This window comes from Streptomyces cacaoi (assembly GCF_006539165.1).
Lineage (GTDB): Bacteria > Actinomycetota > Actinomycetes > Streptomycetales > Streptomycetaceae > Streptomyces > Streptomyces cacaoi.
In genome coordinates this window covers 22,421-45,302 of the sequence record NZ_BJMM01000031.1, presented here as the reverse complement: position 1 = coordinate 45,302, position 22,882 = coordinate 22,421, and the positions used below count along the sequence as shown (strand labels likewise).

Here is a 22,882-nt window from a genome sequence, read left to right as displayed (position 1 = left end):
CGGTCATACGATGTCCGACGCCGGGGTCGGGAGAACCGGGCGGGGCCGGCACAGGCCGGCACGGGCCGAAGCGGGTCGGGATCCCCGGCCCGGCGCGGAAGTGAGGTCACCAGGTGGGGAGTTCGAGGACGGTGGACGGGCGTACCGGCCGGCAGCTGCTGCGGCAGGAGGTCACCGAGGGGATAAAGCACTACATACTGGAGAACCGGCTGCGGCCAGGCGATCCACTGCCCACCGAGGCGGCGCTGTGCGAGGCGCTCGGCGCCAGCCGCTCCAGCGTGCGCGAGGCCGTCAAGACGCTGCACGCCCTCGACATCGTCGAGGTCCGGCACGGGCACGGCACCTATGTCGGCGGCCTCAGTCTGGCGGCGCTCGTCGAGTCGCTGACGTTCCGGGGCATGCTCGGCGCCGACGACGACATGCGGGTCATGGCCGATCTGCTGGAGGCGCGCGAGCTGTTCGAGCGCGGCCTCGCGGAGCGGATCGCCGCCGGCGCCTCGGCGGAGTACCTGGACACCCTCGACGTGCTCGTCGCGCGGATGCGGGAGCAGGCCGCGGCGGACGGCGCCGACGGCGCCGGCTTCGTCGAGGCCGACCGCGCCTTCCACGCGCACTTCGTCAGCGCCTCCGGCAACGCCCTGATCGGGCAGCTCTCGGTGGCGTTCTGGGACGTGTACGCGCTGGTCGCGCCGTATCTCAACGTCGTCGGACCCGGGGACGGGCAGGACACCGTCGCCGCCCATCAGCGCATCGTGGACGCGGCCAGGGCCGGTGACGCCGACGGGCTGTCCGCCGCCCTCGCCGACCACTACGCCCCGCTGCGCCGCCGGCTCGCCGAGTCCCGCGCCCGCGCCGCGGCCGAGGCGAACACCGGGGAATCCGCGGCCGGTTGAGTCCGCCGGGCCGCAGCCCGGCCCGGCGCACGATCCCTTGACGCCTGTCATGCACGTCCCTAGGGTCCCTCACGCATAAGACGTCTGACGTCATGCGTGTCGGACCGCCTTCCGCCCGGCCGCCACGCGGAGAGGACCGCTCCGCCCATGCCGCCCCCACCTCGCGTCCGCGTCCGCACTCCGGCCCTCGCGTCCGCCGACACCTCACCCCTTTCCGCGAGTTGCGCCCCTTTTGTTCACCTTTGATGTCCAGGCTTCGGCACAGCCCCGGTCCCGCCCGGCCCCGGTCGGCGCACCGGGGCACGGCGTGCGACCCCCGCCCGGTGGATCGGCGGCTCCCCGGCCCGCCGCCGGAGCCCGCAACACCCCGCCACCGGACCGGACACCACGCCCGGAACGGACACCCACACCCACATCCACCCACACCCACATCCACCCACACCCAGGTCCACCCAGATCCACATCCACCCAGACGCACACCCACACGAGAGGAACCCCATGCACGCACCCCGGAGAAGAGCCCTCGCCGTCTGCACCGTGTTGGCGGCCGCCGCGACGGCCCTCGCGCCGGCGGCGGTCGCGGCGGACGGCGGGGCGGGTGCCGCCGCGGCGCCGCAGCTCGCCGCGCGCACCGCCGTGCACTGTTCGGACGGCCGGCTCCAGCTCATCCTGGAGAACCGCTCGGACAGCGCGCGCACCTTCACCGTCACCGGACCCGACGGCGACCACCGCTACACCCGGGAGGTACCGGCGGGCGGCAGCGGCCAGTTGGAGTGGACCCGCCCGGCCGGTGCGCACTACACACTGGAGACCACCGCGCCCGGCGGCTTCCGGCGCACCGAGAGCGGCACCGTCGACTGCGGCCTGGCCCAGGGCACCCCGCAGCTGAACACCACCCGGCTGTTCGGCACCGACACCGTCTTCCGGGGCCTGCTCGGCGCCGACGGCAAGGAGTACGACGGCACGGCCAAGTCGGTCCGCATCCCGGCGATGGCCGTCACCAACGACGGCACGATCCTGGCCGCTGCGGACGCCCGCGTCGACGGCAGCTCCGATCTGCCCGCCAACATCCAGGTGGGGCTGCGCCGCAGCACCGACAACGGCGCCACCTGGAGCGAGCCGCGCATCGTCGCGCACGCCGGGAGCACCGACTCCGGCACCGGCGACAGCAGCCTGCTCGTGGACCGCGAGACCGGCCGCGTCTTCCTCTTCTACAACCACGGCCGGCCCGGCACGGGCTTCTTCGAGGAGAACCCCGCCGACGGCGGCCAGCGGCTGATGTACATGACCAGCGACGACGACGGTGCCACCTGGTCCGAGCCGGTGGACGTCACCCCGCAGGTCCGGCAGCCGGACTGGAAGAACCAGTTCGCCTCGTCCGGGCACGGCATCCAGACCGACACGGGACGGCTGCTCCAGCCCGTCGTCCACCGCGACACCAAGGGCACCACCCGCACCGGCAACCTCGTCAGCGACGACCACGGGAAGACCTGGCGGGCCGGTGCCGCCGCCGGAACCGACGTCAACGAGAGCAAGGCCGTGCAGCGCTCCACCGGCGAGATCGTCCAGAACATGCGGCACAACAGCGGCGGCGCCCGCTACTACGCCACCTCGCCGGACGGTGAGGGCCCGTTCACCGCCATGACCCGCGCCGCCGCGCTGCCCGACCCGGGCAACAACGGCGACGAGATCTCCTTCCTCGAACCGGCCGCCGGCACCCCGGGCCGGACGCGGACGGCGCTGTTCAGCAACACGGCCACCACCTCGGGCCGCAACGAACTGACCCTGCGGCTGAGCGAGGACGACGGCGCGAGCTGGCCCCGGCAGGCCGTCGTCAAGTCCGGCCCGGCCGGGTACTCCACCCTCGCCGTGCTGCGGGACGGCACCATCGGCGATCTGTACGAGGTGGGCGACACCGGCGGCATCCACTTCGCCCGGCTCAGCCGCGACCATCTGGACTGAGCGTCCCCACCGGCCGGGCGCCCGGCGCGGCAACGGCACCCGGAACGGCGACCGCGCCGGGCACCGCAACCGCTCCGGCACGACGACGGCGCCGGGCCCGCCCCGGAAAAGAGGCGGGCCCGGCGCCGTCGGGCGGACGCGGCGGTGTCAGAACCGGCGCGTGATCAGCGCCCGCTTGACCTCCTGGATGGCCTTGGTGACCTCGATACCGCGCGGGCAGGCGTCCGTGCAGTTGAACGTGGTGCGGCAGCGCCACACGCCGTCCCGGTCGTTGAGGATCTCCAGGCGCTGCTCACCGGCCTCGTCGCGCGAGTCGAAGATGAACCGGTGCGCGTTGACGATGGCGGCCGGGCCGAAGTACTGCCCGTCGTTCCAGAAGACGGGGCAGGACGAGGTGCAGGCCGCGCACAGGATGCACTTGGTGGTGTCGTCGAAGCGCTCGCGGTCCTCGGGGGACTGGTAGCGCTCACGGGTCGGCTCGTTGCCGCTCGTCACGAGGAACGGCATGACGTCCCGGTACGCCTGGAAGAACGGCTCCATGTCGACCACCAGGTCCTTGAGGACGGTGAGCCCCTTGATCGGCTCCACGGTGATCGGCTTGTCCGGGCCGATGTCCTTCAGCAGCGTCTTGCACGCCAGCCGGTTGCGCCCGTTGATGCGCATGGCGTCCGAGCCGCAGATGCCGTGGGCGCAGGACCGGCGGAAGGTGAGCGTGCCGTCCTGCTCCCACTTGATCTTGTGCAGCGCGTCGAGCACCCGCTCCTTGGGGTCGATCTCCAGCGTGAAGTCCTGCCAGTCCGAGTCGGCGGAGACCTCGGGGTTGAAGCGGCGGATCCGCAGCGTGACCGTGATCAGGTGCGTGGCGCTGTTCTCCGCCGAGTCCACCGGCCCGGCGGCGTCGTTCTTGTCCAGCGTTGCGGTGCTCACGCGTTCCTCCTGACGCCGTGCGGGTGAGCGAGGATGCCGATCGGTGCGCGCCGGGAGACGGACGGTGCCGCCTCCGGCCGGGGGTTCGGGGAGTGCGCCCCGGAAGAATGCAGCATCAGTACTTACGCTCCATCGGCTGGTAGCGGGTCTGGACGACCGGCTTGTAGTCGAGCCGGATCGACTCGGCACCGTCGTCGCCCACCTCGCGGTACGCCATCGTGTGGCGCATGAAGTTGACGTCGTCGCGGTTGGGGAAGTCCTCGCGGTAGTGACCGCCGCGCGACTCCTTGCGGGCGAGCGCGGACACGGCCGTCACCTCGGCCAGGTCGAGCAGGTTGCCCAGCTCGATGGCCTCCAGCAGGTCGGTGTTGAACCGCTTGCCCTTGTCCTGGACGCTGATGTTCCGGTACCGCTTGCGCAGTTGGCCGATCTCCTCGACGGCCTCCTTCAGCGTCTGCTCCGTACGGAAGACCATGACGTTCTTGTCCATGGTCTCCTGGAGCGCCTTGCGGATCTCCACCACGCGCTCGTTGCCGGTGGCGTCCCGCAGGTTCTCGATCTCGTCGAGCACGAACTTGGCCGGCTCGTCCGGCAGTTCGACGTACTCGGCGGTGGCGGAGTACTCGGCGGCCGCGATACCGGCGCGCTTGCCGAAGACGTTGATGTCCAGCAGCGAGTTGGTGCCCAGCCGGTTGGCGCCGTGCACGGACACACAGGCGACCTCGCCGGCCGCGTACAGGCCCGGCACCGGGGTGTCGTTGTCGAGGAGCACCTCGCCGCGCACGTTGGTCGGCATGCCGCCCATCGCGTAGTGCGCGGTCGGCTGGATCGGCACCGGGTCGGTGTACGGCTCGATGCCCAGGTAGGTGCGGGCGAACTCGGTGATGTCGGGCAGCTTGGCGTCCAGCTGCTCCGGCGGCAGGTGCGTGAGGTCCAGGTAGACGTGGTCCTTGTCGGCACCGCAGCCGCGGCCCTCGCGGATCTCGGTGTAGATCGCGCGGGAGACGACGTCACGCGAGGCGAGGTCCTTCATGACGGGCGCGTACTTCTCCATGAAGCGCTCGCCGTCCTTGTTGCGCAGGATGCCGCCCTCGCCGCGGGCGCCCTCGGTGAGCAGGATGCCCATCTTCCAGATGCCGGTCGGGTGGAACTGGAAGAACTCCATGTCCTCCAGCGGCAGTCCGCGCCGGAACGCGGCGGCCTGCCCGTCGCCGGTCAGCGTGTGCGCGTTGGAGGTGACCTTGAAGAACTTGCCGTTGCCGCCCGACGCGAAGACGACGGCCTTGGCGCGGAAGACGTGCACGTCGCCGGTGGCCAGCTCGTAGGCGACGACACCGGCGGTCTTCTTGACGCCCTCCTCCTCGTTGAGGAGCAGGTCGAGGACGTAGAACTCGTTGAAGAACTCCACGCCCTCCTTGACGCAGTTCTGGTACAGCGTCTGGAGGATCATGTGGCCCGTGCGGTCCGCCGCGTAGCAGGACCGGCGCACCGGCGCCTCACCGTGGTTGCGGGAGTGCCCGCCGAACCGCCGCTGGTCGATCTTGCCCTGCGGGGTGCGGTTGAAGGGCAGACCCATCTTCTCCAGGTCGAGGACGGAGTCGATGGCCTCCTTCGCCAGGATCTCCGCGGCGTCCTGGTCGACCAGGTAGTCGCCGCCCTTGATCGTGTCGAAGGTGTGCCACTCCCAGTTGTCCTCCTCGACGTTCGCGAGGGCCGCGGCCATGCCGCCCTGGGCGGCACCGGTGTGGGAGCGGGTCGGGTACAGCTTCGTCAGCACCGCGGTGCGGCTGCGCTTCGTGGACTCGATGGCCGCGCGCATGCCCGCGCCGCCCGCACCGACGATGACGGTGTCGTACTTGTGGATCTTGACGTTGTTCATCGGGAAAACCTCAGCCTTCAGCCCCGGGACGTCAGCGGATGTTCGGGTCGAAGGTGAAGATCACCAGCGTGCCCAGCAGGACGGTGAAGACGGTCGCGGCGTACAGCAGCCACTTCAGCCAGAAGCGGGTGTTGTCGCGCTCCGCGTAGTCGTTGATGACGGTGCGCAGCCCGTTGGCGCCGTGCAGCATCGCCAGCCACAGCATCGCCAGATCCCACACCTGCCAGAACGGGGAGGCCCAGCGGCCGGCGACGAAGGCGAAGCCGACCTTGCTGACACCGCCGTCCAGCACCAGCTGGATCAGCAGGTGGCCGAGCACCAGCACCACGAGCACGATGCCGGACAGCCGCATGAACAGCCAGCCGTACATCTCGAAGTTCCCGCGGGTGGACTTCGGCGTCTTCGCGGTCCGCGCCCGCGGCGGCTCGATCACCGGGGCCGGGTGGTCCACGTCGAACAGCGCCACGTCGTCCGTGGGCTCGCTCGTTCCCGTCGTCTCGGTCGTCGACATCACGCATCAGCTCCCGAACAGCGTGCGCAGGGTGTGCTGCAACACCGGGTAGAAGGCACCGGCCATGAGGACGATCCACACGCCCATCACGGTCCACAGCATCTGCTTCTGGTACTTCGCGCCCTTCGACCAGAAGTCCACGGCGATGACCCGCAGGCCGTTGAGCGCGTGGAACAGGATGGCGGCCACCAGGCCGTACTCCATCAGGTTGACGAGCGGAGTCTTGTAGATCGCGACAGTGTCGTCGTACGCCTCGGGCGAGACGCGCACGAGCGCGGTGTCGAGGACGTGCACGAACAGGAAGAAGAAGATGAGGACGCCGGTGACTCGGTGAGCCACCCAGGACCACATTCCTTCCCGGCCGCGGTACAGCGTTCCAGCCGGCACGGAAAAACCCTCCGGGAGCGGATGTTGGGGACTGCCGGCATCTCCTGGTTGGTTACGCAGATGTCGGTCGGGCCCGGCCGGGTACGGTCCACCGGCCATCCGTCATCGTAACGACGGCCTGTCGGGACCTTCGCCCGGGGTGTGCAGGTGTGATCAATCAGGCACGGACGGCCCAGCCGGGCCCCGGGGCGGCCGTGCCCCCGGGGTGTACGCAGCCGCACATGTGCGACCGGCGGGCACCGCTGCGGGGGCGTGACCGGCGGCCCCGGCCGGGTGGCCGGCGGGGGCATGGACGGTGCCGGTGGAGTCGGTGGTGCCGGTGGAGTCGGTGGCGTCGGCGGTGAGGCGGGCCAGCCGGGAGCGGGCGAGCCGGCGCAGTTCGTCGGCGGTGACGGCCCACTCCTCGTGCGGTTCGTTCTCCAGCCGGGCCCGGATCCCGGCCAGGGCGTGATCCAGCCGGTGCTCCGGCGGATGCCCGTCCAGGCAGATCAGAAAGGCGTGGCCGAACTGCTGCTCGTAGGCGTCCTGTGCCGCGCGCAGTGCGGTGTGCGCGGCCAGGGTGCTGGGGCCGGGCTCGCCGTCGAGCGGATGGGAGGCCGTCTCCCGGGCGAGCGCCTCGGCGAGGTCGTCCGCCGACAGGTCGTAGCTGGCCTCGTCCGCCGCGGCGAGGAGGGTGTCCACATCCGGGTACGGCCGGTGGGCGACGATCCGGCGGGCCCATCCGGCGCTGCCGCAGCACTCCAGGAGCAGGGCGTACGCCGTGGCCGGATCCGCGGCGTTGAGCCTGTCCAGCGGGGCGTGCCCGGGGGCGGCGAGTGCGGTGCTGTGCGGGGTGGACGGGCTCATGTGCTCCGGGGGTCGGCCGGGTTCCGGCGGGGCCGGTCCCCTGGACAGGTGGCCGAAGAAGGCCGTGGGGCGGAAGGGGTGTGGGAGTCTCGTCACCGTAGCCGCGCGGCCCCGGCGCCGTCGTGCCCGGTCCCGATTTTCACCCGGAAGGGACTTCGCTGCGGCGCATTACCGACGGGGGTGAATTCGAAAGGGGAAATACCTTATTCGTATGGGACGAACCCGAAAAAACAGGTCACCACTGCCCGTTCTCCCCTTCCGTTCCCGGGGCCGGCACCCGGGCACGCCCTCCGCGTCCGGCCGCGCGGCCCACCGCCCCGCGGCCCGCCTCGCCGTCGCCCTCACCGCGCTCGCCCTGCTGGCCACCGCCGGCTGCGGCTCCGGCGACGACGACGGCGGTGCGGGCGGGAACGCCTCGAAGACGCCCGAGGCGAGCAAGGTGCCCGGACCGAAGGGGCCCGACCGCACGGGCCCGGCGCCGTCCGCCGTGCCCGCCGTCCGGCACTGGAAGGCGGAACGCGGCCCCGGCTGGCAGCGCACCAAGTACACCCGGGTCGTCACCGACGACCGCGCACTGCGGGACGAGGCCGAGCTGCTCGCCGAGGAACTGAAGGTCCCGGTGGCCAAGGGGCCCGCGCACGCCTGGGACATCGAGCTGAAGCGCGACGCGGGGAACTCGGGGAACGGGGACGGCAAGAACGGCAAGGGGGGCAAGGAGAGCTACGAGCTGACCAGCCGGAAGGGCCGGATCACCATCACCGGCGGCGGCGACGCCGGCGTCTTCTACGGCACCCGCACCCTGTTGCAGACCTACCGCGACCAGGGCCGGTTCGCCGACGGCACCGTCCGCGACGAGCCGGACCGGCCGCAGCGCGGTTTCATGCTGGACATCGCGCGCAAGCACTACCCGGCCGAGTGGATCGAGGCGCGCATCCGCGAGATGGGCGACCTCAAGCTCAACCAGCTCCAGCTGCACCTCTCCGACGACCAGGCGTTCCGTATCGAGTCCAGCACCCATCCGGAGGTCGTCTCCGACCCGCATCTGACGAAGAAGCAGGTGCGTCGCATCATCGAGCTGGCCGAGTCCCGGCACATCACCGTCGTCCCGGAGATCGACTCGCCCGGGCACCTCGGCGCCGTCATCAAGGCGCACCCCGATCTCCAGCTGACCAGCGCTTCGGGCAAGCCCGCGCAGGGCGCCGTCGACATCTCCGACCCGAAGGCCGCGAAGATCGTCGACGATCTGCTCGGCGAGTACGCCGACCTCTTCCCCGGCAGGTACGCACACGCCGGCGGCGACGAGTACCAGGCGCTGATGGCCGACGACCCGGAGGCCACCTACCCCGGCCTGGCCAAGAAGGCCCGCGACAAGTACGGCAAGGACGCCGGTATCCAGGACCTGGCGACCGACTGGCTCAACGACCGTGCCGCCACCCTGCGCAAGCACGGCAAGATGCCGCAGGTGTGGAACGACGGCATGCACCGCAAGGGCGTCGTGAAGCCGTCCCGGCACCGTGAGGTCGCCTACTGGACGGGCACCGAGTACGGCGAGCGCGAGCCGCAGGAGTATCTGAAGGAGGGCTGGAAGATGCTCAACATGAACGACGAGTACCTGTACTACGTGCTCGGCCAGCCCAACCAGTTCGAGTACCCGACCGGCGAGCGGATCTACAAGGAGTGGACGCCGGCCGTGGTGCGCGGCAAGAAGCCCGTGCCGGCCAAGGATGCCGGGCCCGACCGGATCCTGGGCGGCCGGTTCGCCGTCTGGGGCGACATCGCGAACGCGCAGACGCCCGAGCAGGTGGCCGACGGCATCCGGCTGCCGCTGGCGGCCACCGCACAGAAGCTGTGGTACCCGGGCCGGCCGAAGCCGTCGTGGCCCGCGTTCCGCAAGCTGGTGGACGGCGTCGGCACCTCGCAGAAGGCAGAGCCGACACAGTCGGGCGGCTGACGCCCCTCCGTCCGCGGTCCTTCTTCTCCCCTCGTCCGCCGGGCCCGGCCTGCCGCGCCGGGCCCGGCCTGCCGCGCCGGGCCCGGCCTGCCGCGCCGGGCCCGGCGGAACGCCGCGGGCGCTTCCGGGCCCGGGCCCGCGCCGGGAGCGCCGCGGACGGCCGCAACTCCCGTCCCCGCTGCTGCTCCTGCTCCGGTCCGGCGCCCTGCCCGGCCTCGCGCCGGACCGGATCCGGCGCCCGTTCTCCGCCGTACGGAGGCGTCGGCTGCCGTGCGAGGGGCTCCCGCCGGGGTGTGCTTCTGGCCCGGGCGTGCTCCCGGCCGGGGTCCGACGGGGAAGCGGCCGGGTGCCGGCCGGGAAGCGGCCGGGTTCCGGCGGGGAAAGCGAGGACGACCGGGGTCGCCACCCCCCACAGGAGAGACCCCGGTCGTCGTCGGTCACGGGCCGTCGCGCCAGCGGCTCTTCGTCCCGTACTCCCCTCAGCGTTGCGCCCGCGAAAACTGTTACGCCGCATGTCCGGCCCGTGTCCCGCGGGTTTCCCGGCCCATCTCCCGCGGAGGGAACGGGCGTTGTGCACACCGGGCCGGGAACGGTCGACGGCGGACCGGTGCTGACCCCTGGCGACCGCCTCCTCACCCACCGCTCACGCCCCCACCCCGGTGCTGCGTCCGACATGGACGAGTGAGCACACTTGGCCTTAGCGTGCTGCTGCTTCGCATCGGCCCGGGGTCCGCTCCGAGCGGTGCGCACCGGCGGTACCGGGCGGCGCGACCAGGGACGATCGGCGGCGCGGTGCGGCGAGCACCAGCAGGACGACGGCACGGCCGTACGCCAGTACGGCACCGACAGGCAGCACAGCAAGACCAGCGCGGGGGTGCGGCACACGGCACAGGGCGCACCCCCGGGGCGTGCCCGGTGCCACCGGGCCGCCGCGGATTCGCGGAGTGGGGCGAGACACGGGCGTGCAGGGGGACGAGGCGGAACTGACCGCTGCGGTACGCGCGGCGCAGGAGGGGGACGAGTCCGCCTTCCGTACCGTCTACCGCTCCGTCCATCCGCGCCTGCTCGGCTATGTGCGTACGCTCGTGCCCGACCCGGACGCCGAGGACGTCGCCTCGGAGGCGTGGCTCCAGATCGCCCGTGACCTCTCCCGGTTCGAGGGCGACGCCGACCGGTTCCGCGGCTGGGCCGCCCGTATCGCCCGCAACCGGGCGCTCGACCATCTGCGGATGCGCGGCCGCCGGCCGGCCGTCGGCGGCGACGAGAGCGAACTGGCGGGCATGCCCGCCGGCGCCGACACGGCCGACGAGGCGCTGGAGGCGCTCGGCACCGGGCGCACCATGGCGCTGATCTCCCGGCTGCCCCGCGACCAGGCCGAGGCCGTCGTGCTGCGGGTCGTCGTCGGGCTGGACGCCAAGAGCGCGGCCGAGGTGCTCGGCAAGCGCTCCGGCGCCGTCCGTACCGCCGCACATCGCGGACTGCGCAAGCTCGCCGAGATGCTGGAGCCGCCCGCGACGGACGGCGCGCACAGCTCCGGGCTGCCGTGCGATCCCGGCGCGGGCGGCCCCGCGGGCACCGGCGGGCGGCCGGGCACCGGCCCGCGGGGAAGCAATGGTCCGCGGGGAAGCACCGGCCCGCGGGGGAGCAACGGTCCGCGCGGTGGCTCCGGCGCCGCGGACGCGGTGGAGGCGCCCGGTGGGACGGGCGGCTCCGGAACGGCCGGGAACCCGCCCGGCCCGACACAGGATTCCGGTCAGGGTTCCACCGCGGGCGCGGAGCGCCCCCGGCCCGGCGGGACGGCGCGAGAAGGCAGGACCAGAGGCATGGCGCGCGGTGTGACGCATCACGGCACGCGAACGCTGAGGGAAACGTGATGGCGGACGACCGGTACAACTGGCTGGACGAGGAGACCGCGGAGCGTCTGCTGCGCGGACTGCCGGTCGATGGCCTGGACGCCGCGGTGTCGCATCCCGGCGGACAACACGGAACGCAGCAGGACGCTCCGGACGTACATCCCGAGCGAAATCCCGTGGATCCGGGCGAAAGCCCTGTACAGGGGCGCGAATCGGCGGCATCGGCCGCTGCCCGGGACCGTGCGGCGGCCGAGCGGCTCGCCGCCGCGCTCCACCGTCTCGCGTGGGAACACGGCGCGCGGCACGGCACCGGGCACGGCACGGCACCCGGCGGGCTCCGCGCGGCACGGTCCGGCGGACGGCCCGGGGAGATCCCCGGCGAACTCCCGGGCGAGGCCGCCGCCGTGGACGCCTTTCGGGCCGCGCGCACCGCGGCCGCGGACGGGGGCGCACCGGCTGCCGTGCCCGCCCCCGGTGATTCCGCTTCGGATTCCGCAACCGCTCCCGCCCCGGCTTCGGCATCCGCCACCGCAGTGGCTCCCGCCTCCGCCTCCGCTCCCGCGGCGTCGCCGGAGGCGCTCGGCGCGGGCGGCGGCCCCGATCCGCGGCAGCGCCCCGGCCGCACGCGGACCCGGAACGGGGGGAGAGGGCGCCGCGGCCGGCAGGGCGCGCGCACCGTCCTCGGTGGCAGATCCGTGCGCGCCGGTTTCGCGATGGCCGTCGCGGGCTGTGCGCTCGGCGGTGTGGCGGTGGCCGCCGGAACGGGCGTGCTGCCCACACCGTTCGGCAGCTCGGGCAAGCCCGCGGTCGATGTCTCCCCGTACGCCAGCCCCGGTGCCGACGGCCCCGCCGGCAGCGCCGGCCCCACCACCGGCAGCGGAGCGGGGGACCAGGACGCGGCGGGCGCGGCCGGCCGGCGCGACCGCCCCTCCGCCGACGACGACCGCGACCGCGACGACTCCGAGGACGCGAAGAAGGACCTCGCCAACTCCGGTGGCGGCGGGGACGACAAGAAGGGCAAGGGCGGCGGCTCGGGCCATGAGACGGGCAAGCCCGACCACCCCTCGCACGGCTCCGCCGGCAAGCCCGGCGGATCGCACGGCGACGACACGTCCAAGAAGGCCATAGCGGAGGCACTGTGCCGCGCCTATGTCGAGGGCCGGATCGACGGCGACGACCGCAAGAAGCTGGAGCGTGCGGCCGGTGGCGCCTCCGTGGTGCGCAAGTTCTGCGCGTCGCACGGCTACGCGGGTAGCGGAGGCGGCTCCGGCGGCGGCCATGTCCCCGGGCCCGGCGGCGAGTCCGGCGGCGGCCCGGGCGAGCCCGGCCACGGCGACAGCGGCGGCGACTCCGGCGACCCCGGCGAGGACGGCGGCCCGGGCGAGGGCGGCTCCGGCGGCCTGCCGTCCGCACCGGCCGACCCGGACGGCGACGGCATGACGGGCGCGGGCGGCTCAAACACGTTGTGACCAGCGTCACCGGAAAGTGTGGGGCGCGGGGTGTGACACATCCACAGTGCACGGCGCAGTAACAAGTGAGCCGACTGGTCATCGGCGGCGCGGATAAGCCCGAGGTTCCCCCCGTACCTCAGGGTTCGCGCGATCGGCGCGGGCGGGACACGTTCCCCCGGTCCCGCCCGCGCCCCTGAATTTTCCTGTGTGGCGTGGGTTTTCGGCCGGGGGTCCGGGGGTTGTCCCCCGGGGGGTTGCAGTCCCCGGTCCCGCCCGCGCCCCTGAATCTGCCTGCCCGGCGTGGGTTTTCGGCCGGGGTCCGGAGGTTGCCCCGGGGCGTTGCAGCCCCCGGTCCTTCCCGCGCTCCTGAACTCTCCTGCCCGGCGTGGGTTTTCGGGCCCGCCCGAACTCCGCGTCCGCCGTCGTCGGAGTCTCGGCCCGTGCGGGCGCGACGGCCGGGGGACGGGACGAGTCACTTGTAGACGATGACCTTGTCCCCGGGGCGTACCTCGGCGAACAGGGCGGCGATCTTCTTCTTGTCGCGGACGTTGACGCAGCCGTGCGAGGCGCCGGTGTAGCCGCGGGCCGCGAAGTCCGACGAGTAGTGCACGGCTTGGCCCCCGCTGAAGAACATCGCGTACGGCATGGGGGTGTCGTACAGCGTCGAGTGGTGGTGGCGGCTCTTGAAGTCGACCTTGAACGCGCCCTCGCGGGTGGGCGTGTAGGCCGAGCCGAACCGCACATCCATGGCCGAGCGGACCTTCCCGTTCACCATCCACGTCAGCGTCCGGCTCTTCTTGCTGATGCACAGCGCCCGGCCGGTGGTGCAGCGCGGGTCCGGCTTCGACGGCGGGCGCGTGGTGGGCGGGTACAGCTCGTTGCGGCTCGGCTCGTGGGTGCGGGCGTGCAGTGCCGTCAGGAACCGGTCGGTGACGGTGCCGGTCTGCGGCATGCCCTGCTGCTTCTGGAAGGCGCGCACCGAGCCGGCCGTCACCGTCCCGTAGAAGCCGGTGGGGTTCTGCCCGAAGTGTCCCAACTGGCGCAGCCGCGCCTGGAGTTCGCGGACGTGGGAGCCCTTGGAGCCCTGCGACATCCGGACCGGCTGCGGCGCGGGGCGGGTGGGCCGCGGCGTCCAGGTGGGCTTGGGGGGCGCGGAGTGCGTCGGCCGGCTCGACGGTGTCGACGTCGAGGGGGACGGCGCCGGCGCCGAGGGGCGGTCCTGCACCTGCTGCGGTGCCTGGGAGATCCGTACGGGCTTCCCGTCGACGCCCGGCTGCACCTGGCAGCCCGCGACGGTGGCGACCGCCAACAGCGCGGCACCGCCCGCCGTCACGGCCGCGCGGCGTCTTCCGCCCGGGTGCCGCGGCGCGGGTACGGGCCCGCCCGTGCCCGCGCGCGGGGCGTGCCCGAGGTGCCCCGAGTGCGGTGCGTGCTGCTCTTGTTGGTCCTGTTGGTCCTGCTGGTCCTGTTGGACGTGTTGGGCCTGTTGGACCTGCCGGCCGTGCCGCGCGTCATGTGCGGGCGGTGTGTGCGGGGCCGTGGGCTCCCCCTGCTGTGTCACCCTGCGCATCCCGATCCCCCCGGAGCGTCCGACGGATGTACCCGTCCATCACTTCCCACTGCTCCGCCCGCGCGAACCTGTGCCAGGCCCCGCACTCCTGTCCCGGCGGGCACCGTCGCCTCCGCGCCGCGCCGCCGTGGGCGGGGGCCGGTGGCGGGCGGCCTGTTCAGCACGGGGTTACCGACGGGTTTCGAAGAGCGCGGGGATCGGGGACAGTGGGCGCACCGGATGCCCCGCCGGCCGGGTCACGGTGTGGCGGTACGCCGGAACGCCAGGTTTCGGCGGGGCACGGCGACCAGGAGGGCGCGCTCCGGCGCGCGGAGACGACGGTGCGAGGTGCCCATGACGACCGGAACCGGGTCCGCCGAAGAACCGCGTGCCGGGGACGGCGCGGCCGACGCGGGCACCGCGGGGCGACGGCCCGCCCCGCGGGAGGCGCGCGAGGCCGCCGGGGCGCCGCTGCCCGGCCCGGCGGAAGCCGTCGAGGCCCTGGCCGAGGGCCGCGTCACCTCGCGGGCGCTCACCGAACAGGCCCTGGCCAGGATCGAGTTCACCCGCGGCACGCTGAACGCCTTCCGCTGGGTGCGGGCCGAGGAGGCGCTCGCCGAGGCGGACGCCGCCGACGCGGCCCGCGACGCCGGGGAGGGCGCGTCGCGCCCGCTGCTGGGGGTGCCGGTCGCGGTCAAGGACGACACGGACGTGGCGGGCTGTCCGACGGCGTTCGGCTGCGCCGGGCACTTCGCGCCGCAGCGGACGGACGCGGAGGTCGTGCGCAGGCTGCGGGCGGCGGGCGCGGTGATCGTCGGGAAGACCAACAGCCCGGAGCTGGGGCAGTGGCCGTTCACCGAGGGCGGCGCGTTCGGCGACACCCGCAACCCGTGGAACACCGGGTACACGCCGGGCGGTTCGTCGGGCGGGGCGGCCGCTGCGGTCGCCGCGGGCCTGGTGCCGGCCGCGCTCGGTTCGGACGGGGCGGGCTCGGTGCGGATCCCGGCCGCGTGGACGCACCTCGTCGGCATCAAGCCGCAGCGCGGCCGCATCTCCACCTGGCCGGACCCGGAGTCGTTCAACGGCATCACCGTGCACGGTCCGCTGGCCCGGACGGTGCGGGACGCGGCGCTGCTGCTGGAGGCCGCCGCCGGCAACCACGCGGGCGATCTGCACGCGCCGCCGCCCGTCGGGATGCTCTCCGCCGTCGGCCGGGACCCGGGCCGGCTGCGGATCGCGCTGTCCACCCGGTGGGCGTTCACCGCGACCCCGAAGGTGCTCGATCCGCTGGTCGAGGCGGCCGTACGGGACGTCGCCGAGCGGCTCGCCGCCCTCGGGCACGACGTCACCGAGGCCGATCCGCACTACGGGCCGATCGGGCTGACGTTCGTCCCCCGCGCCACCGCCGGGGTACGGGCCTGGTCCCGGCGGATGCCCGACCGGCGGCTGCTGGACCCGCGCACCCGGACCGCCGCACGCACCGGACTGCTCCTCGGCGGGCCGGTGCTGCGGGCCGCCCGGGCCGCCGAGGCACCGCTGCGGCGGCTGGTGGGCCGTGTCTTCCGGGACCACGACGTCGTCCTCGCGCCGACCACGGCCACCCCGCCGCCCCGCGTCGGCGCCCTCGCGCAGCTGAGCGGCTGGCAGACCGACCGCAGGATGATTGCCCACTGCCCGTACGCCTGGCCCTGGAACGTGCTGGGCTGGCCCGCCGTCAACGTGCCGGCCGGGGTGACGCCGGGCAATCTCCCGGTCGGCGCCCAGCTCCTCGGCCCGGCTTCCAGCGAACCCCTGCTGATCGCGCTCGCCGCCCAGCTGGAGACGGAGATGCGCTGGCACGAACGGCGTCCCCCGGCCCCGGACGGCCCTCCGGCGGGGGAGGCGGCGGCGTGAGGCGACCCGCGCGGGGGGAGCCGTCCACCGGCTGCCCGCGGCGCCCGTCCGATGCGCCCGTCCGATGCGCCCGTCGGGGAAGGCGGCCGACACGACCCGGACGCCTTCCCGGTCGTCCGGGACGCGGTCCCCGGCCCCTCGTAGCTTCGGCGGCGGAGGACGTCACCGCGCGCGAGGAGGAACACCGTGGTCGAGAACCCCGGCAGTGCCGGCAACGCCGCGAACCCGGCTGACCCGGCTGACCCGGCTGACCCGGCGAACCGGGCCAACCCGGTGAACCCGGTGAACCCGGTGAACAGGGCCTACCCGGCGCTCACCTACCGGGACCCGCGGGTCGCCGTCGACTTCCTGGAGAAGGCGTTCGGCTTCGAGCAGCGCCATGTCTACGAGGGGGAGGACGGCGGCATCGTCCACGCCGAACTGCGGCTCGGCGACGCCTGGATCCTGCTCGGCCCGGCCGCGGAGTCCGGGCCGATGGGCGGACTGGGGCCCGCCGCCGTCTATGTCGTCGTGGCGGACCCGGACGCGCACCACACCCGCGCGGTGGAGACGGGCGCGGAGATCGTGATGCCGCTCTCGGACATGGACTACGGCTCCCGTGAGTACGCCGCGAAGGACCCCGAGGGCAATCTGTGGTCCTTCGGCACGTACCGGCCGGGCGTCTGACGGCCGGGGCGGCGGCGCCCGCGCGCCCCGTCAGCCGTGCAGCTCGTCCACGTAGCGCAGGACGTCGGCCGGGTCGCGGGTGGTGAGGGCCAGATGACCGTCCGGGCGGATCAGGTGGAGGGCCTCGGCGTAGGGGCCGGCGGGTGTGCCGACGCGGTGGGTGCGGATCCAGGCGGGCAGGCCGTCCGGTGCGGGGGTGTCGCCGACGGCGAGGAGGGTGGCGTGCGGCCCGCGCAGCAGCTCGAAGAGGCGGACCGGGGCGTCGGTGCCGGCCTGCCGCAGCGGCGCGTCGGGTGCGCGGTCGCCGGGCGCGGGGGCGTCCTCGGGCAGGGCCTCGCTCGGGGGCGCCGAGGGGGCGTGCCGGGAGAGCGGGCTGTCGCAGTAGGCGATGTCGAGCTGGTGGGTCTCGGCGCCGCGGCGGGTGGAGCGGGTGCGGTGCAGGCGGGTGCTGAGGCCGAGGACGTCGGCGGCCAGCGGGGCGCGTTCGGCCTCGTAGGTGTCCAGGAGGGCGGGGTGCGCTCCGTGGCGCAGGACGAGCCCGAGCTTCCAGCCGAGGTTGTAGGCGTCCTGGACGCTGGTGTTGAGGCCCTGGCCGCCGGCGGGCGAGTGGATGTGCGCGGCGTCCCCGGCGAGGAAGACGCGGCCGGAGCGGAAGCGTGCGGCGAGGGCCGCGCTGGCGCGGAAGGTGGAGGCGTGGACGACCTCCTTGAGCTGGTCGGCGGCGAGGCTCGTCCGGGTGGTGAGCAGCGTGCGCAGGAGGTCCGCCACGCGCTCGGCCTCGGTGCCGCCGGCCGCGCCCCGCGGCTGCGCGGCCCCGTCCGGTTCCGCCGCCGTCTCCTCCGGCTCCAACGTGGCGTTCGGCGCGATGAGTTGGAAGGTGTCGGTGCCGGCGAGGGGGCACAGGGCGAAGCCGGGCGCGTCCTCGTGCTGGTCGCGCCAGACGTGCCAGTGCTCCCGGCCCAGCCCGGCGATCCGGACGTCGGCGACGACGATCGGCGCGGGGTCGACGGTCTCGCCGTGCATCGGGATGCCCAGCGCCCGGCGGACGGTGCTGCGCCCGCCGTCGCAGCCGACCACGTAGGTGGCGCGGACGGTGCTGCCGTCGTCGAGCCGTACGGTGACGCCGTCCGCGTCCTGGTCGAGGCCGTCGACGCCGGTGCGGAAGTCGACGCCGCCGCCGAGGGCGCCGAGCCGCTCGTGGAGCAGCTGCTGGGTGCGCCACTGGGGCAGCATCCAGGGGCCGCCGTAGGGGACGGCGGGGTCGGGCGCGAGGGGCTCGATCATGTCGAACTCGCGCAGCGGGGCGCCGCCGGGGCCGCTCTCCCACAGCAGCACCGGCGGGTACGGGCCGCCCGCGGCCCGGACGGCGTCGAGCACCCCGAGATCGTCGAGGACCTCCAGGGAGCGCGGTTGCAGGCCCTTGCCGCGTGAGCCCGGGAACAGGGCCGTGCCGCGCTCGACGAGACGGCAGCGCACTCCCCGGCGTCGCAGATCGCAGGCGAGGGCCAGGCCCGTGGGCCCGGCTCCGACGACGAGGACGTCGGTCGTGGCGCTCGCCTCGGCGGCTCCCGTGGCACCTGTGGCACCCATGGCATCTCCTTAACGTTGTTAAATCCCTCCGTGTCGTCAGCGTGCGCTTAACGGCGTTAAGCTGTCAAGCGTGTCCCCGGAGAAGAAGACCCAGCAGCGCAAGCGGCCCGCACCGAAGCAGAACCGGACGGCGGCCCGGCTCGACCGGGAACAGGTCGCCGCCGCCGGGCTGCGGCTGCTGAACGAGACCGGACTCGAAGGGCTCACGCTGCGCCGGATCGCCACCGAACTGAACGTCCAGGCCCCCGCCCTGTACTGGCACTTCGCCAACAAGCAGGCCCTGCTGGACGAGATGGCCACCCGGATGACGGCCGAGCTGTACGACGACACCCCCGACTGGCCCGAGGACGCCGGCTGGGAAGAGGGCCTCACCACACACCTGCGGGCACTGCGCCGGACCCTGCTGCGCTACCGCGACGGCGCCAAGGTCTACAGCGGTACCCGGCTGACCAACACCCGGCACGGCGAGGGCCAGGAGCGGTATCTGCGCAGGATGGTGGACGCCGGGTTCGCACCGTCGGCCGCGGCACGGGCCTTCTTCGTCGGCTACAGCTACACCGTCGGCTTCGTCGTCGAGGAACAGGGCGTCCACCCGATGCCCGGAGAGCAGACCCCCGGTTTCGATCTCGCCGAGCGTGCCGAGAGGATGGCGGCGTACCCGCTCGCCGCGCAGATCGGCGCCGACCTCTTCGCCGACTGGGACACCCGCTTCGAGGAGGGGCTGACCGTGCTCGTCGCCGGACTGCGGCAGACGGTGCTCGCGGACGGCTCCTGACGCCCGGCGCGCGACGGGTACGGGCGGGGCCGCCGCAGGGCGGTCCGGCCACCTGGTGCCGGACGTACGGAAGGAGCGAGCAGATGGCGAAGGTCGCCGTGGTGGGACTCGGGATCATCGGCCGGGGCATGGCCCAGAGCCTGTTGAGGGCCGGGCACGAACTGGTGGTGTGGAACCGGACGGCCTCCCGCGCCGACGACCTCGTGCGGGAAGGCGCGGCCGCCGCAGCCACCCCCGCACAGGCCGCCGCAGCCGCCGATGTCGTCTTCGAGGTGACGGCCGACGACGCCTCCTCGCGCCACGTGTGGACCGCCGAGGACGGCATCCTCGCCGGCGCCCGCACCGGCGCGACGCTGATCACCTCCGCCACACTGTCCGCGGAATGGGTCGAGGAACTCGCCGGGCTGTGCGCCTCACGCGGCTTCCCCTTCTACGACATGCCCGTGACCGGCGGCAGCCCCGCCGCCTACACCGGCGAACTGGTGCTGCTCGCGGGCGGCGACGCGGCCGGCCTGGAACAGCTCGCCCCGGTGCTGGACGCCGTGTCCCGGCTGGTACGCCACTTCGGACCCGCCGGCGCCGGCACCCGCTTCAAGCTGGTGCTCAACAGCCTCCAGGCCGTCCACCTCGCGGGCTTCGGCGAGGCCATGCGGATGGCCACCGCGGCCGGGCTCGACCCCGAGCAGGTCGGGGCCGCGCTGGTGGACCGGCCGGGCGGCGCCGTCACCGAGATGGCCTGGCAGTGCTACCGCACACCCCCGCAGAGCCCCAACTTCTCCGTCGCCTGGGCCCACAAGGACCTCACCTACGCCTCCGCCATGGCCGACGGGGCACCGCACCCGCTGACCGACGCGGCACGCGAAGCCCTCGGCGAAGCCGAGAAGCAGGGCCTCGGCGAGGACGACTGGAGCGTCATCAACCGCCGCTCCTGACCGGCGGATCGCCGGGGCGCGCCGTGCGTACGCCGTGCCCCGGCAGGCCGTCGCCGTGTGCCGTGCACGGCACACACCGACGGCCGGTGCGGCGCGGGCTCAGCCCAGCGCGGCGCGCTTGAGGGCGCGGGCCCGGCGGGCGACCCGGCGGACCGTCGGGCTGCGCCGTACGAAGGCGAACTGCTGCGGCACCGCGCCGGGCAGTGCCAGGGACGTCAGCCGGCGGCGCTTGAAGTAGCGGCGGGTCCGCGGCGTCAGATGCGCGGCCAGATAGCGCTCGGCCTCCTGGCGCAGCTCCGGATGGATGCGCGGCTGCATACAGAAGCCCACCGCGCGTGTCAGCGCCGTCAGTTCGGGCACGGACGGCGCGACGAAGCCGTCCGGGGAGTCGGAACCCCCCTGTCCGTTCCGCCCGTTCCGCCCGTCGGACGCGTCCGGCCCGTTCGGGGCGTCCGGGGCGCCGAGATCGGGCAGGGCGGCGTCGACCAGCGTCACCGGGATGCGGTTGCTGTTCTCGTACGGCGTGACCCGCTCCAGCAGCAGCTCCGTCCCCGTGCGGGCGACCGGCAGCCCGTACAGCGCGGACGCCGTCAGCAGCGCCGTGGAGAAGCAGCCGACGACCAGCGCGGGCCGCATCCGCTCGTACAGCACCTCGGCCAGGACGGGCGCGGCCAGCACCGTCAGCTCCACCCCCAACTCCCCGGCCTCCTTCTCCAGCGCACGCGAGAAACGGGCCGGGGCCACCGGATGCGGCTTGAAGACGATCTCGCGGTGGCCGCGCGCCGCCGCACCGCGCAGCATCCGCAGATGCAGACGCTCCTCCTCCTCGGTGTCGAGGATGCCCAGCGCGGACAGGTACTGGCCCAGCAGCAGCGCACCGCCGCGGGGCGCCGCCGCCACCGACGCGGGCACGTCCTCGGCCAGTTCGGACAGCACGGCCAGGAACGCCTCGTCGGGCACCACCTCCGGCGGGACGCCGAACTCCGACAGCAGCAGCGGCGTCAGCCCGGGCACCAGATCGAGGTGCAGCAGCCGCACCACCCGGGAACCGACCAGCGGATCCAGCTTGTTGCGGGTCGGCCCGTAGCTCATCAGACCGTCGGCGTAGACCGTGAGGGGCGCGTCCGGGAACAGCCGGGCCAGCGCCAGCGCCGGGTCGACCTGGAGGGACTCCACGACCAGCTCGACCTCGTCCTCCGGGCCGTCCCCCAGATCCCACAGCAGCCGCAGATGGCGCTCCCACAACGGCACGTCGTCCGCGCGGGGCGACCAGCCGCCCGGATGGAAGGGGCGGATCGTCTCGTTCCAGGACAGCACCCCGTCGAACCGGGTGCGCAGCCGCGCGAAACCGGGCATCGCGTCCAGCGACGGCGACGTCTCCGGGTTCGCCGCGTTGTTGCTGACCAGCAGCAGCCTGCGCTCCGCCGGAGCGAACCGGTCGGCGTCCAGGGCGGCGGCCAGCGTGGCCGCGCCGTACAGCGTGGACGCGAAGAAGATCTGGGTGCGCATCAGGCGGCCACCTCGCCGTTCCGTCCCCGAGCGCCGTGTCCGCCGCTCCCGCCGTCGTCTCCGCCGCTTCCGCCGTCGTCCCCGCCGCCGGTGTGCGGGCCGGTGCCGGTGCCTGCGCCTCTGTCCGTGCCCGTGGCCGTGGTCGTGGTCGTGCCCCTGTCCGTGCCGCGGGCTGCCGGGACCGGGCGCCGGCGCAGCCGCCGCAGCCGGGTGGCGCGCTCGGTGTCCATCGCGTCCAGGGCCTGCGCCAGCAGCTCCGGGGGCAGCCGGCGCAGCGCCGCCGCACTGCGCGTCCGCAGCTCCCGCAGCACCTGCGGCTCGAACCTGCCGCTCGTCAGATGGTGCGAGATGATCGCGCAGTAGGTGCGGACGGCCTTCGGCAGCAGCAGCTCGGCGTCCCGGTCCGCAGCGGTCTCCTCGACCACCTGGTCGAAGGCGCGGATGAAGTCCAGCTGCCGCACATCCCCGATCTGGGTCAGCGAGGACGCCACCCCCCGCCGGTAGAAGACCCCCAGCAGCCCGACGGCCGCGAACGAGCGCGCCTCGCGGTGCAGCCGCCAGATCCACGGCCGGTCCTCGGCGGTCCGCAGCCCGTCGGTGAAGTGCAGCAGCCCCGCGTCCAGCAGCCGGCGGTGGTAGATGCCGGCCCACGCGTAGGCGTAGTCGACGGACGTCGTGCGGTCCGCCGGGAGAATCGCGTCGCGCGGATCGGTCACCACCCCGCGCCGCCCGTGCGGCACCCGCGAGAGCGTCCGGGCCCGGGCCGTGCACTGCACATGGTCGGTCCGCACGAAGTCGCAGCCCAGCCGCTCGATACAGGCGACCAGCTCCGGGTAGTAGCCGCGGGCCAGCCAGTCGTCACCGTCCAGGAAGGTGACGAACTCGCCGCGCGCCTTCTCCAGCCCGGTGTTGCGCGCCGTGGCGAGGCCGCCGTTGCGCGCGTGCCGGAGGCGGACCACCTGCGCGGAATCCCCGAGATCCTTCTCGGCGCGTTCCAGAATCTCCGGCGTCTCATCGGTCGAGGCATCGTCGACGAGAATGAATTCGAAATCGCCACGCGCGTTCGCGCGGAGACTCCGGAGTGTTTCCGGGGCGTAGGACTGCACGTTGAAAAACGGCACGATGACGGAGAGCTTGACCACCCGAGGGACCCTAGGTGCCCCGGCCCGCCCGGTCTTGACCTGCGGCAGACGGGGGAGTGAACGGCGCATGGCGGAACGGTGAACGCACCGGCGCCCCGGACCTGTTGGCCATTCGTCGGCACGCTGTTAACCGTCTGTTGCCTTTACGTTGGGCCGCCTTCCGGAA

General features: G+C 73.7%; 17 protein-coding genes and 1 pseudogene. 9 read left to right on the top strand and 9 right to left on the bottom strand.

The genetic code is table 11. From position 1 onward, the window contains the following. The first annotated feature begins 131 nt into the window (after positions 1–131). Both SCA03_RS24505 and SCA03_RS24500 read left to right on the top strand, forming a co-directional pair. On the top strand, positions 132–893 hold the full coding sequence (locus tag SCA03_RS24505) for a FadR/GntR family transcriptional regulator (RefSeq protein WP_030874276.1): 762 nt from the start codon (positions 132–134) through the stop codon (positions 891–893). 498 nt (positions 894–1,391) lie between these two features. Continuing rightward, positions 1,392–2,855: an exo-alpha-sialidase gene (locus SCA03_RS24500; protein ID WP_051847081.1), complete on the top strand. Its 1,464-nt coding sequence runs from the start codon at positions 1,392–1,394 to the stop codon at positions 2,853–2,855. Between the two features lie 147 nt (positions 2,856–3,002). Here the strand turns inward: SCA03_RS24500 and SCA03_RS24495 are convergent, their stop codons facing one another. From SCA03_RS24495 to SCA03_RS24475, 5 genes are all read right to left on the bottom strand, one after another. After that, positions 3,003–3,782 carry a succinate dehydrogenase iron-sulfur subunit gene (locus SCA03_RS24495; RefSeq protein WP_030874271.1) on the bottom strand — a complete coding sequence of 260 codons (780 nt, stop codon included), beginning with the start codon at positions 3,780–3,782 and terminating at the stop codon, positions 3,003–3,005. A gap of 115 nt (positions 3,783–3,897) precedes the next feature. After that, entirely contained in the window at positions 3,898–5,661 is a 1,764-nt protein-coding gene (sdhA, locus tag SCA03_RS24490) for a succinate dehydrogenase flavoprotein subunit (RefSeq protein ID WP_030895132.1), read from the bottom strand. Between the two features lie 31 nt (positions 5,662–5,692). Beyond that, the gene (locus SCA03_RS24485) at positions 5,693–6,172 is read right to left on the bottom strand and encodes a succinate dehydrogenase hydrophobic membrane anchor subunit (RefSeq protein WP_030874267.1); all 480 of its coding nucleotides are present in this window, start codon (positions 6,170–6,172) and stop codon (positions 5,693–5,695) included. Positions 6,173–6,178: 6 nt separating this feature from the next. Continuing rightward, positions 6,179–6,559 carry a succinate dehydrogenase, cytochrome b556 subunit gene (gene sdhC / locus SCA03_RS24480; RefSeq protein ID WP_037852904.1) on the bottom strand — a complete coding sequence of 127 codons (381 nt, stop codon included), beginning with the start codon at positions 6,557–6,559 and terminating at the stop codon, positions 6,179–6,181. A gap of 153 nt (positions 6,560–6,712) precedes the next feature. Beyond that, positions 6,713–7,405 carry a 2-oxo-4-hydroxy-4-carboxy-5-ureidoimidazoline decarboxylase gene (locus tag SCA03_RS24475; protein ID WP_086814928.1) on the bottom strand — a complete coding sequence of 231 codons (693 nt, stop codon included), beginning with the start codon at positions 7,403–7,405 and terminating at the stop codon, positions 6,713–6,715. A gap of 211 nt (positions 7,406–7,616) precedes the next feature. On the opposite strand from SCA03_RS24475, the gene SCA03_RS24470 reads away from it, so the two are divergent. From SCA03_RS24470 to SCA03_RS24460, 3 genes are all read left to right on the top strand, one after another. Then, a complete protein-coding gene (locus SCA03_RS24470; protein ID WP_086814927.1) occupies positions 7,617–9,356 on the top strand; it encodes a beta-N-acetylhexosaminidase in 1,740 nt (579 codons plus the stop codon). Between the two features lie 962 nt (positions 9,357–10,318). Continuing rightward, the gene (locus tag SCA03_RS24465; RefSeq protein ID WP_086814926.1) at positions 10,319–11,230 is read left to right on the top strand and encodes an RNA polymerase sigma factor; all 912 of its coding nucleotides are present in this window, start codon (positions 10,319–10,321) and stop codon (positions 11,228–11,230) included. Beyond that, the gene (locus SCA03_RS24460; protein ID WP_086814925.1) at positions 11,230–12,678 is read left to right on the top strand and encodes a hypothetical protein; all 1,449 of its coding nucleotides are present in this window, start codon (positions 11,230–11,232) and stop codon (positions 12,676–12,678) included. The genes SCA03_RS24465 and SCA03_RS24460 overlap by 1 nt, the downstream gene beginning before the upstream one ends. Before the next feature lie 454 nt (positions 12,679–13,132). On the opposite strand, the gene SCA03_RS24455 is transcribed toward SCA03_RS24460, so the two are convergent. After that, positions 13,133–13,993, bottom strand: coding sequence for a L,D-transpeptidase family protein (locus SCA03_RS24455; protein WP_030874243.1), 861 nt, complete (start codon positions 13,991–13,993; stop codon positions 13,133–13,135). Between the two features lie 570 nt (positions 13,994–14,563). On the opposite strand from SCA03_RS24455, the gene SCA03_RS24450 reads away from it, so the two are divergent. Together SCA03_RS24450 and SCA03_RS24445 are read left to right on the top strand one after the other, a co-directional pair. After that, positions 14,564–16,102: an amidase gene (locus SCA03_RS24450; protein WP_086814507.1), complete on the top strand. Its 1,539-nt coding sequence runs from the start codon at positions 14,564–14,566 to the stop codon at positions 16,100–16,102. A 186-nt stretch (positions 16,103–16,288) separates the two neighbouring features. Further along, a complete protein-coding gene (locus SCA03_RS24445; RefSeq protein ID WP_169729607.1) occupies positions 16,289–16,768 on the top strand; it encodes a VOC family protein in 480 nt (159 codons plus the stop codon). A gap of 30 nt (positions 16,769–16,798) precedes the next feature. Here SCA03_RS24445 and SCA03_RS24440 read toward each other — a convergent pair whose 3' ends face one another. Next, positions 16,799–18,358 carry an FAD-dependent monooxygenase gene (locus SCA03_RS24440; protein WP_086814508.1) on the bottom strand — a complete coding sequence of 520 codons (1,560 nt, stop codon included), beginning with the start codon at positions 18,356–18,358 and terminating at the stop codon, positions 16,799–16,801. A 70-nt stretch (positions 18,359–18,428) separates the two neighbouring features. On the opposite strand from SCA03_RS24440, the gene SCA03_RS24435 reads away from it, so the two are divergent. Both SCA03_RS24435 and SCA03_RS24430 read left to right on the top strand, forming a co-directional pair. After that, positions 18,429–19,133, top strand: a complete 705-nt coding sequence (locus tag SCA03_RS24435; protein WP_230988886.1) for a TetR/AcrR family transcriptional regulator C-terminal domain-containing protein — start codon at positions 18,429–18,431, stop codon at positions 19,131–19,133. Continuing rightward, on the top strand, positions 19,055–20,065 hold the full coding sequence (locus tag SCA03_RS24430) for an NAD(P)-dependent oxidoreductase (RefSeq protein ID WP_308698226.1): 1,011 nt from the start codon (positions 19,055–19,057) through the stop codon (positions 20,063–20,065). Before SCA03_RS24435 ends, SCA03_RS24430 begins: the two co-directional genes overlap by 79 nt. A gap of 99 nt (positions 20,066–20,164) precedes the next feature. Here the strand turns inward: SCA03_RS24430 and SCA03_RS24425 are convergent, their stop codons facing one another. Both SCA03_RS24425 and SCA03_RS24420 read right to left on the bottom strand, forming a co-directional pair. After that, complete coding sequence (locus SCA03_RS24425) at positions 20,165–21,574, bottom strand: polysialyltransferase family glycosyltransferase (RefSeq protein ID WP_086814511.1); 1,410 nt, start codon at positions 21,572–21,574, stop codon at positions 20,165–20,167. Positions 21,575–21,747: 173 nt separating this feature from the next. Beyond that, positions 21,748–22,716: pseudogene (locus SCA03_RS24420) on the bottom strand (glycosyltransferase family 2 protein); the annotation flags it as partial. Between the last annotated feature and the right edge of the window lie 166 nt (positions 22,717–22,882).

What these genes read in the sequence shown, in the direction of transcription:
- SCA03_RS24475 (WP_086814928.1), bottom strand. Translation starts at nt 7,405, where the DNA reads ATGAGCCCGTCCACCCCGCACAGCACCGCACTCGCCGCCCCCGGGCAC.
- SCA03_RS24440 (WP_086814508.1), bottom strand. Translation starts at nt 18,358, where the DNA reads ATGGGTGCCACAGGTGCCACGGGAGCCGCCGAGGCGAGCGCCACGACC.
- SCA03_RS24470 (WP_086814927.1), top strand. Translation starts at nt 7,617, where the DNA reads ATGGGACGAACCCGAAAAAACAGGTCACCACTGCCCGTTCTCCCCTTC.
- sdhA (WP_030895132.1), bottom strand. Translation starts at nt 5,661, where the DNA reads ATGAACAACGTCAAGATCCACAAGTACGACACCGTCATCGTCGGTGCG.
- SCA03_RS24485 (WP_030874267.1), bottom strand. Translation starts at nt 6,172, where the DNA reads ATGTCGACGACCGAGACGACGGGAACGAGCGAGCCCACGGACGACGTG.
- SCA03_RS24460 (WP_086814925.1), top strand. Translation starts at nt 11,230, where the DNA reads ATGGCGGACGACCGGTACAACTGGCTGGACGAGGAGACCGCGGAGCGT.
- SCA03_RS24500 (WP_051847081.1), top strand. Translation starts at nt 1,392, where the DNA reads ATGCACGCACCCCGGAGAAGAGCCCTCGCCGTCTGCACCGTGTTGGCG.
- SCA03_RS24450 (WP_086814507.1), top strand. Translation starts at nt 14,564, where the DNA reads ATGACGACCGGAACCGGGTCCGCCGAAGAACCGCGTGCCGGGGACGGC.
- SCA03_RS24425 (WP_086814511.1), bottom strand. Translation starts at nt 21,574, where the DNA reads ATGCGCACCCAGATCTTCTTCGCGTCCACGCTGTACGGCGCGGCCACG.